The organism is Bradyrhizobium sp. WSM4872, assembly GCF_055811715.1.
In genome coordinates this window covers 309,261-318,480 of sequence record NZ_JBVVPT010000005.1, presented here as the reverse complement: position 1 = coordinate 318,480, position 9,220 = coordinate 309,261, and the positions used below count along the sequence as shown (strand labels likewise).

Genomic DNA, 9,220 nt, shown 5'->3' with positions numbered 1-9,220 from the left:
CCGACATCGTCGTCTTCCCTGAAACCACGCAGGAGGTCGCGGAGATCGTCAAGCTGTGCGCGGGCGCGAATATGCCCCTCGTGGGCGGGGGGGGGGGCGGCGGCGCGCCCGGGCGCGCCACGTCCTTGTCGATGCCGCCAGTGGCGTTCACGTCGTTGTCGACATCGCCTTCGATCGTGTTCTCGCCCAGAGCGTCCTCGAGGTCCTCAGGCGAGATACCGGCCATCGTTGCGCCCTTCGATCCGCCGATCAGGGGATTTTCGCGCAGATCCTTTTCAGTCGGTGCGTCGAGTTTGGGTTGCTTATTGGTCATGTCTCACTTGCCTCCGCCTTTTCCGGCCTCGTCATGCCTGTGGTGTGAATCGTGCTCACCACCTCCGCCGGATACGCGGCTGTGGTTGCGCTGCGGCTCGTCCGCTGGTGGCTTCTTCACTTCAAGCGGTGCCTTCGCGTTCTCATGCGATGCGCCCGGTCCGCCTTGGCGGATGCTGTTCGGTGTCTTGGTGGACGTCGACATGTCCCCTCCTCAGCGATCTTGCTGATAGCCTTGGTTGGTGGTGTTCTGCTTGGCGTTGCCTTGCTGCCCATGCTGGTCCGGATTTTGCGCACGCTGCTGGCCGCGGGCAGTCGAGGACACTTGCTTGCTGTCGCCGGTTCCCTTCGGGCTTTGGTTCTCGGCGGGAACAGGTGGCATCTTGCCGGTCATGATGCTGTCTCCTGTTGTTGGTCTGCGACATCGACCGGAGGAACTCATCGCGGCTTTTGATGTCGCAGAAACAACCAGAGCAACGGCATGCCGTTCCTACCGACGAATGCAGAGAAATTCCGCAAGGGTATAAGGCTCAGTAAGCCGCTGGCTGGGAACGAACCATCATCGATCCAGCTGCTCCGTGACCGTCCGGCACGACAGGGAGGTTCGCGATCGCGCGCATGCCCGGTCGCTTGCGCCAGTGGATCTGAGACACGTCCACAGCAAAGCCAAGTTTTGGCCATCGCACAAAGAGCGCTTCCAGAGCGCACGCGGCCTCGATCCGCGCAAGTTGATGACCGAGGCAGAAATGGATGCCCGTTCCGAAGGACATGTGACGGTTCGGCTTGCGCGCGAGATCGAGGCTCTCGGGACGCTCATGCATCGCCGGGTCCATGTTCGCGGCGGCGAGCATCACCATGACGCGATCGCCCTTGTTGAGACGCACGCCCGCGAGCTCGATATCCCGCCTCACATAGCGCGGCTTGGAGAACTGCACCGGCGACACGAAGCGCAGGAATTCCTCCACCGCGAACCCGACGCGGCTCCAGTCCTGGGCCAGCCAGTCGCGGACGCCGGGATTTCTGAGGAGTTCGTAGACAGAACCGCTGATGAGATGCGTGGTGGTCTCGGAGCCAGCCGCGAGCAGCAGGAACACCATCGACACCATTTCGTCCGGCGTGATCTGGCCGCCCTCGCGCTCGACCTGGACCAGCTCCGCGATCAGGCCCTCGCCGCCCCGCACCCGCGCAATCTGTAACTGCCGTTCGAGGTAGGCTCGCATCTTGCGGAACGCGAACAGCAGGCGGAAGAAGCTGGCAACGTTCGTGAGAGAGGACATCGTATTGGCCCAGGCGATGAAGCGAGGGCGATCGGCCAGCGGCAATCCGAGCAGCTCGGAGATCACCGCGAGCGGCAGGATGCGGGCGTAGCGCTGCACGAGATCGGCCGGGCTTCCCGCCGAGAACAGCTCGTCGGCGAGACCGTCCGCGATGGCGCGGATGCGCGGCTCCATCGCGACGATCGCGCGGCGCCGGAACGCCTCGTCCACGATGCTGCGCAGCCTTGTGTGGTCGGGCTCGTCCATCGTCAGCATATTGTTGGCGATGGTTCTAACGGAGTTCGGCATCCACCAGCGCAAACCTGCGACGTTGCCATCCTCCTTGCGCAGCGTGAAACTGGTGCCGTCCTTCAGGACTTGCGCCGTGGCCTCATGGGTCGTGGTGATCCAGACATCCCCGACGAACGGAAATCGCGCCGCGACCACAGGACCGGACATGCGCAACGTTGCGATCGCCTTGGGCGGATCGCGAAAGAAAGCCTCGCTGGTGAAATCGAGGCGTGGTGCCATGTGATCACCGGAGCGGTTGATGGCGCCTCACCGAAATGGTGCGCGTCATTGCCCGCGCAAGGGGTACGGAACTTCGCTTCGGCAGCGCTGGCGTAGCGACGACGAGTCTACCCCCGCCCCGGTGAGCGCGGGCCGATCTTGCGCTGCTGCTGATTGGTGTAAGCGTCCCAATTGCTCCAGCTGCCGTTGCTGAGGCTCTGCAGGTCGGTAGTGAGCGGACGGCGCGTGCGCTTGTCGTGATCGGCGATGGCGCGCTCGGACTGCGCGATCTTGCGCTTGAGTTCCCCGACCGCCTTCTGGGTTTGGCCGTTCCGCTTCGAAGACGCGATCTCGCCCATCGTGAAGCGCGCGGTCTCGAGCGCCTTCAGCTCGGCGCGGTTCTTCTTCAACTGAACCCGGTGCCAGGCGATGTTGCTGTCGCTGTCCGCAACCATGTGGGAACTCCGCTGATTCGCTCCCGCAGTGTATCGCGCGCCGAATCGGCGCCGCAACGGGCGTCCGGCGGCGAAAATACGGTCTTATTGCGTGAAAATTCCGGGCCTAGCGTTCGGCGAAGGCCTTTTCGACCACGAATTGGGCCGGCTCGCCGTGATTGCCCTCGACAAGCCCCCGCTCGCCGAGGAGCACGCGCGTATCCGCCACCAGCGCCGGGCTGCCGCAGATCATGACGCGGTCGTGGGCGGCTTCAAGTGCCGGCAGGCCGATATCGGAAAACAGCTTGCCCGAGGTGATGAGGTCGGTGATGCGGCCGCGATTGCGGAAGGGATCGCGCGTCACGGTCGGATAGTAGATCAACTGATTGCGGATGTACTCGCCGATCAGCTCGTCCTTGGGCAGCGTTTCGGTGATCATCTCGCCATAGGCGAGCTCCTTGACGTGCCGGCAACCGTGCAGCAGCACGACCTTCTCGAACCGCTCGTAGGTTTCGGGGTCCTTGATCACGCTCAGGAACGGCGCAAGGCCCGTACCGGTGCCGATGAGGTAGAGGTTGCGGCCGTCCTCCAGATTGTCGATGACCAGCGTGCCGGTGGCCTTGCGGCTGACGATGATCTCGTCGCCTTCCTTCAGATGCTGGAGCCGGGAGGTGAGCGGGCCGTCCGGCACCTTGATCGAGAAGAACTCCAGCGTGTCCTCGTAATTGGCGCTGGCGACGCTGTAGGCCCGCAGCAGCGGCTTCTCGCCGACCTTGAGCCCGATCATGGTGAATTCGCCGTTGCGGAAGCGGAAGGTCGGGCTGCGGGTGGTCTTGAAGGAAAACAGCGTGTCGGTCCAGTGGTGGACGCTTAAAACGGCTTCCTGATTGAAATTGCTCATCTCACCCTTCCGTGGCGTGTCGTGGCGGTTTTCAAGGCGGCAGCTATGCGTCGTTTGTACACGATCATTTGTATACTAATGAATAATCCGGCTTGATCCCGCGGTCAAGGCTGCCCAAGATCGGAAGCGTTGCAGTTAAGGACAAGGACCCATTCCATGGCGCATGACGCACCCCAGGCCACCGGACCCTCGAAGCTCGTGATCCGCAATATCGGCCTGATCCTGTCCGGCGCGCTGGAAAAGCCGATCCTGGACGGCGACACCATCGTCGCCGAGAACGGCAAGATCACCGCGATCGGCCGCTTCAAGGACCTCAACACCGAAGGCGCGACCACCATCGTCGAGGCCAACGGCACCACGGTGGCGCCCGGCCTGATCGACAGCCATGTCCACCCGGTTGCGGGCGACTGGACGCCGCGCCAGAACCAGATCGGCTGGATCGACAGCAATTTGCATGGCGGCGTCACCACGATGATTTCCGCCGGCGAAGTGCATATGCCCGGCCGCCCGCGCGACGTCGTCGGGTTGAAGGCGATGGCCATCTTCGCACAGCGCGCATTCTGGAATCTGCGGCCCGGCGGGGTGAAGGTTCACGCCGGCGCGCCTGTGATCGAATGCGAGATGGTGGAGGAGGACTTCAAGGAGTTGGCCGCAGCCGGCGTCAAGCTGCTCGGCGAAGTCGGCCTGGGCGGCGTCAAGGACGGCCCCACGGCGCGAAAAATGGTCGGCTGGGCCCGCAAATATGGCATCCAGAGCACCATCCACACCGGCGGTCCCTCGATCCCCGGCTCCGGATTGATCGACAAGGACGTGGTGCTGGAGGCCGACACCGATGTGGTCGGCCACATCAATGGTGGCCACACGGCGCTTCCCGACGATCAGATCCGCTGCATCTGCGAGGGCTGCAAGCGCGGCCTCGAGCTCGTGCACAACGGCAATGAGCGCTCGGCGCTGTTCACGTTGCGCATTGCGCGCGAGATGGGCGATCTGCACCGCGTCATCCTCGGCACCGATGCGCCGGCCGGCTCCGGCGTGCAGCCGCTCGGCATTCTGCGCATGGTGTCGATGCTGTCCTCGCTTGGCGACCTACCGGCCGAGGTCGCGTTTTGCCTTGCCACCGGCAACACGGCGCGGATGCGCGAGCTCGATTGCGGCCTCATCGAAGTCGGCCGTTCCGCCGACTTCGTCATCATGGACAAGGCGCAGCATTCGGCCGGCAAGAACATTTTGGACAGCGTCCAGCTCGGCGACCTCCCCGGCATCGGTATGACCATCATCGATGGTATCGTGCGCACGCAGCGCAGCCGCAACACCCCGCCGGCCGGCCGGGTGCCGGAGGTGGTGGCGAAGTGACGCAGCCGGAGCGGTTCACCGCTCCGCGCGGTCCCTCGGGAAAAGCTGATCACCCAATCAACGGCGCTTTGCGATTTCGCAACGCACGTAGGTCTGGCGCTTGCCTGGCCCGACCGGGCTGTTGTCCATCACCAGCTTGCCATCCGCGGCAATGGAAACCCGGGGACTAGAGCGATACTTCTCGCCCTCGCCTTCGCAGGCGAGCTTCATTTTCCAGCTGAGCTTTCCATCGGCGGTGATCTCGCTGGCGCGGCACCTGGTCTCGTACCAATAGAGGCGGTTGCCGCCCTCGATGCTCATGCGGTTGGCGCTGTCCTGGTCGCGGCAGTCCTTTTTGGTTGACGCCCAGAACCCCTCATAGGCTTGCGCCGCCAGGGCGGGCGCACACTGGCCCGCCAGCACCGCACTCATACTCAGAACCATCGCAAAGCGGGTCGCCGCTCTCATACCGAAAAACCTCGACAAGACCTTCATCGAGGTTAGTCGCGCCTCACCGCAGCTTGTTCAACAGCGCCATGAGCATATCGCGCTCCCTTGCCTCGAGCGGGGCCAGCGTCTCCCGTGTGATCGCGAGCGCATTCGGAGCGACCTTTTCCGCCAGCTGCTGCCCCGCGCGCGTCAGGCTGACCAGAAGCCGTCGTCCGTCCTCGGGATCCTGGCTGGTCTCGGTGAGGCCGCGCGCCGTCAAACGATCGATCACGCCCTTGATGGTCGCCACATCCATCGCCGTGAGGCGCCCGAGCTGGTTCTGCGAGCATGGCCCGGCCTCGGCCAGCTTCGATAGCGCTGCCCATTGCGTCGGCGTGATATTGGTGCCGATCTCGCGAGAGAAGATCGCGCTGTGGCGCTGCCAGACCTGGCGAAGGATGAAGCCAACCTGCTCATCGAGCACGTAAGGCGGCTTTGCTGGTTTGACGCTTTTCTTCGCCGCGACGCTTCTCGCCATCCGCTCGATACCCTTGCCCTTTGCCTTCACAACGACAAATGTGCGTCGCGGATATCCGGACGCGCGTCGAGCTCGGCCATGGTGCCGCCGAAACAGATGCGGCCGCGCTCGATGATATAGGCGCGATCGGAGATCAGCCGCGCAAAGTGCAGATTCTGCTCGGAGACGACGATGCTGACGCCCTCCTTCTTCATGGTCAGGATGGCATCGACCATCTGCTCCACGATCTTCGGCGACAGGCCTTCCGAGGGCTCGTCCAGCAGCACCAGCGACGGATTGCCCATCAGTGTGCGTGCGATGGTGAGCATCTGCTGCTCGCCGCCGCTCATGCGCCCGCCCGGGCGATTTTTCATCTCGCCGAGGTTTGGGAACAACGAAAACAGCTTGTCGCGGGTCCAGTGCGGCGCGTTCGGGCGCTTCGGCTGGCGGCCCACCTCCAGATTCTCTTCGACCGTCAAATCAGTGAAGATGCGCCGCTCCTCCGGCACGTAGCCAAGCCCATCCCGCACGATCTCATGTGTGGGACGTGCCGAGACGTCCTTGCCTTCGAACATGATCCGTCCCGAGCGCTGCGCGACAAGTCCGACGATCGAACGGAACGTCGTCGACTTGCCGGCGCCGTTGCGGCCGAGCAACGCCACGACTTCCCCCTCGCCGACCTCGAAGCCGATGTCGAACAGGATATGGGCCGGGCCGTAGTGACTATTGAGGTCCTGCACCGTGAGCTTCATGCCGATGCTCCCTCGCGATGCCCGGCCTCGTAAAGCAGGCCCTCGCCGAGATAGACCGCCTGCACCTGCGGATTGCCGCGGACCTCGGCGGGCGAGCCCTCGGCGATCAGCGTGCCGCGGTTGAGCACGATGATACGATCGGCATGCTCGAACACCACGTCCATGTCGTGCTCGGTGAAGAGAACGCCGATCGATTTTTCCCGGGCGATCTGCGCGGTCAGTCGCATCAAGTCGACGCGCTCGCGCGGCGCCATGCCGGCGGTCGGCTCGTCCATCAGCAGCAGCTTTGGCTGGTTGGCGAGCGCGACGGCAAGCTCGAGCCGCTTGAGATCGCCATAGGCAAGCTCGCCGCAAGGGCGATCCGCATAGCCGCCCATGCCGACCAGCTCGAGCAGTCGCCCGGCTTCGCCGCGGTCGAAGTTCGGCGCCGAGCCCCAAAGATTGTACAATTGCTTGCCGTGCGAGATCAGCGCGACCTGCACATTCTCCCGCACCGTCATGGTCGCGAAGGTCGCGGTGATCTGGAAGGTGCGGCCCACGCCCATCCGCCAGATCTCGCGCGGCTTCCTGCCGGTTGTGTCCTCGCCGAGCAGGCGGACGTGGCCGGTATCAGGCTTGTTCTGTCCGTTGAGCATGTCGAAACAGGTGCTCTTGCCCGCACCGTTCGGCCCGATCAGCGCCAGGATTTCGCCTGATCTCAACGAGAAGGAGACGCCGCGCACGGCGTGCACGCCGCCATAGGATTTGGTCAGTCCTTCGACCGCGAGAAGTGGTGGGGCGACGCTCATTCGGCGGACTCGATCGGCTTGGCAAGCAAGGGTGATCCCGGCGGCGATGCTTTCCTGCGGCGCTGCGCCAGCATCTCCAGCATACCGACGATGCCCTTGGGGAAGACGACGACGATCAGAACGATGAAGCCGCCTAGCACGAGTTTTGACAGATCGGTCTGGCTGACCAGCCAGATGTTCAAGGCCTTGTAGACGATGGCGCCGATCACCGCGCCCGAGACCGTCTCGACGCCGCCGAGCAGCACCATGACGAGCGCATCGACCGAGAGCGAGATGCCGAGATTCTCCGGGAAGACGCTGCCCTTGAGGTAGGCGAACAGCGCACCGCCGATGCCCGCGGTCGTGCCCGCGATCACGAAGGCCGTCCACTGGATGCGCTTGGCGTTGATGCCGACCGCTTCGCTGCGTAGCAGCGAGTCGCGCGTCGCCCTTAGCGCATAGCCGAACGGCGAGAACACCATCGCCCGCAACGCGATCGTCACGAGCGCCGCAACGCCGAGCGACAGCCAATAGAAATGCGATGGGCTCGCGGCCCAGCTCGCGGGCCAGACGCCCAGAATGCCGTTGTCACCGCCGGTGACGCTCACCCATTGGAACGCGATCGACCAGACGATCTGCGCGAAGGCGAGCGTCAGCATGGCGAAATAGACGCCGGAGAGCTGTACCGCGAAGAAGCCGAACACGGCAGCGCCCATGCAGCCGAGCAGCGGACCGAGTAAGAGGCAGACGATCATCGGCAGTCCCGCCATCTTGGCGAGGAAAGCGACGCCGTAGGCGCCGAGGCCGAAATAGGCGGCGTGACCAAAGGAGGCAAGCCCGCCGACCGACATCAGGAAATGCAGGCTGACGGCGAAGATCACTGAGATCGCGATCTCCGAGCCGACGGTCAGCGCATAGTTGCCGGCAAACAGCGGCAGCGTCGCCGCGATGACAAGCGCTGCAAGCGCAGCAACCCGCTCATGCGACGTCAGCGGCCGCCAGGGATTGACGGTGAGGCCCGGTGTCTTGCGCGCCGGCGCCTCGGGCCTGCCGAACAGGCCCCAGGGCCGCACGATCAGCACCGCCGCCATCACCAGGAAGACCAGGATGATGGAGATTTTTGGAAAGATCAGGATGCCGAAGGCATTGAGCTCGGAGACCAGCACCGCTGCGACGAAAGCACCGATGATGCTGCCGAGGCCTCCGATCACCACGACAACGAAGACCTCGACGATGATGCGCAAATCCATCGCATGATGCACGGCATCGCGCGGGATCTGGAGCGCACCGCCGAGAGCGGCGAGGAAAACGCCGACCGCAAACACGCTCGTGAACAGCCATTTCTGATTGACGCCGAGCGCTGCGACCATGTCGCGGTCCTGCGTCGCTGCGCGCACCAGCACGCCCCAGCGCGTGCGCTGGAACAGGAGCCAGAGAATGCCGAGCACGACCGGGCTGAGCACGATCAGGAACAAATCATAGCTCGGGATGTTTTGGCCGAAAAAGTCGATCGCCCCCTTGAATCCGGGTGCACGGCGCCCGACGAGATCGTCTGGGCCCCAGATCAGGACGACCAGGTCCTCGACCATCAAGGTCAGGCCGAAGGTCGCAAGCAGCTGGAACAGCTCGGGCGCGTGATAGATGCGCCGGAGTAGCACCATCTCGACAATGACGCCGATCACCGCCACGGCAAGCGCTGCGATGACGATCCCGCCCCAGAAGCCGAACGTCCCCGATAGGCGCTCCGTCAGCGTGAAGGCGATATAGGCGCCGATCATGTAGAAGGCACCATGCGCGAAATTCACGATCCGCGTCACGCCAAAGATGATCGACAGGCCCGACGCCACCAGGAACAGCGATGCTGCGCTCGCGAGACCGGTCAGAAACTGTACGACGTAAAAGGCCATCGGCGGTCCGGGTTAAGCATAGTTCTCAATATTGGGCTTCATCCTTCGAGACGGCGCTACGCGCCTCCTCAGGATGAGGTCCGGGACCCTCATGGTGAGGGGC

The 9,220-nt window shown here is 63.9% G+C and carries 12 protein-coding genes; 1 reads left to right on the top strand and 11 read right to left on the bottom strand.

What is annotated here, in order from left to right:
* The 6 genes from AC0L3C_RS10505 to AC0L3C_RS10480 all read right to left on the bottom strand — a co-directional run.
* Positions 1–313 (bottom strand): hypothetical protein (locus AC0L3C_RS10505; RefSeq protein WP_473407871.1); only part of this gene is annotated, 313 nt, incomplete at its 3' end.
* 3 nt (positions 314–316) lie between these two features.
* On the bottom strand, positions 317–517 hold the full coding sequence (locus AC0L3C_RS10500; protein WP_473407870.1) for a hypothetical protein: 201 nt from the start codon (positions 515–517) through the stop codon (positions 317–319).
* 9 nt (positions 518–526) lie between these two features.
* Positions 527–706 carry a hypothetical protein gene (locus AC0L3C_RS10495; protein ID WP_473407869.1) on the bottom strand — a complete coding sequence of 60 codons (180 nt, stop codon included), beginning with the start codon at positions 704–706 and terminating at the stop codon, positions 527–529.
* Between the two features lie 136 nt (positions 707–842).
* A complete protein-coding gene (locus tag AC0L3C_RS10490) occupies positions 843–2,099 on the bottom strand; it encodes a cytochrome P450 (RefSeq protein ID WP_473257643.1) in 1,257 nt (418 codons plus the stop codon).
* 107 nt (positions 2,100–2,206) lie between these two features.
* A complete protein-coding gene (locus tag AC0L3C_RS10485) occupies positions 2,207–2,533 on the bottom strand; it encodes a hypothetical protein (protein WP_473257645.1) in 327 nt (108 codons plus the stop codon).
* Between the two features lie 106 nt (positions 2,534–2,639).
* Entirely contained in the window at positions 2,640–3,413 is a 774-nt protein-coding gene (locus tag AC0L3C_RS10480; protein ID WP_106943076.1) for a ferredoxin--NADP reductase, read from the bottom strand.
* Positions 3,414–3,569: 156 nt separating this feature from the next.
* On the opposite strand from AC0L3C_RS10480, the gene AC0L3C_RS10475 reads away from it, so the two are divergent.
* Positions 3,570–4,766 carry an amidohydrolase family protein gene (locus tag AC0L3C_RS10475; RefSeq protein WP_018459312.1) on the top strand — a complete coding sequence of 399 codons (1,197 nt, stop codon included), beginning with the start codon at positions 3,570–3,572 and terminating at the stop codon, positions 4,764–4,766.
* A 57-nt stretch (positions 4,767–4,823) separates the two neighbouring features.
* Here the strand turns inward: AC0L3C_RS10475 and AC0L3C_RS10470 are convergent, their stop codons facing one another.
* From AC0L3C_RS10470 to AC0L3C_RS10450, 5 genes are read right to left on the bottom strand one after another with little or no spacing between them, the layout of a single operon-like run.
* Positions 4,824–5,213, bottom strand: a complete 390-nt coding sequence (locus tag AC0L3C_RS10470) for a hypothetical protein (protein ID WP_473407868.1) — start codon at positions 5,211–5,213, stop codon at positions 4,824–4,826.
* A 43-nt stretch (positions 5,214–5,256) separates the two neighbouring features.
* A complete protein-coding gene (locus AC0L3C_RS10465) occupies positions 5,257–5,712 on the bottom strand; it encodes a MarR family winged helix-turn-helix transcriptional regulator (RefSeq protein ID WP_473257651.1) in 456 nt (151 codons plus the stop codon).
* A gap of 26 nt (positions 5,713–5,738) precedes the next feature.
* Positions 5,739–6,443: an ABC transporter ATP-binding protein gene (locus AC0L3C_RS10460; RefSeq protein ID WP_027569464.1), complete on the bottom strand. Its 705-nt coding sequence runs from the start codon at positions 6,441–6,443 to the stop codon at positions 5,739–5,741.
* On the bottom strand, positions 6,440–7,231 hold the full coding sequence (locus AC0L3C_RS10455; RefSeq protein WP_473257653.1) for an ABC transporter ATP-binding protein: 792 nt from the start codon (positions 7,229–7,231) through the stop codon (positions 6,440–6,442). The genes AC0L3C_RS10460 and AC0L3C_RS10455 overlap by 4 nt, the downstream gene beginning before the upstream one ends.
* Positions 7,228–9,117, bottom strand: coding sequence for an ABC transporter permease (locus AC0L3C_RS10450; RefSeq protein WP_473407867.1), 1,890 nt, complete (start codon positions 9,115–9,117; stop codon positions 7,228–7,230). The genes AC0L3C_RS10455 and AC0L3C_RS10450 overlap by 4 nt, the downstream gene beginning before the upstream one ends.
* Positions 9,118–9,220: the final 103 nt, after the last annotated feature.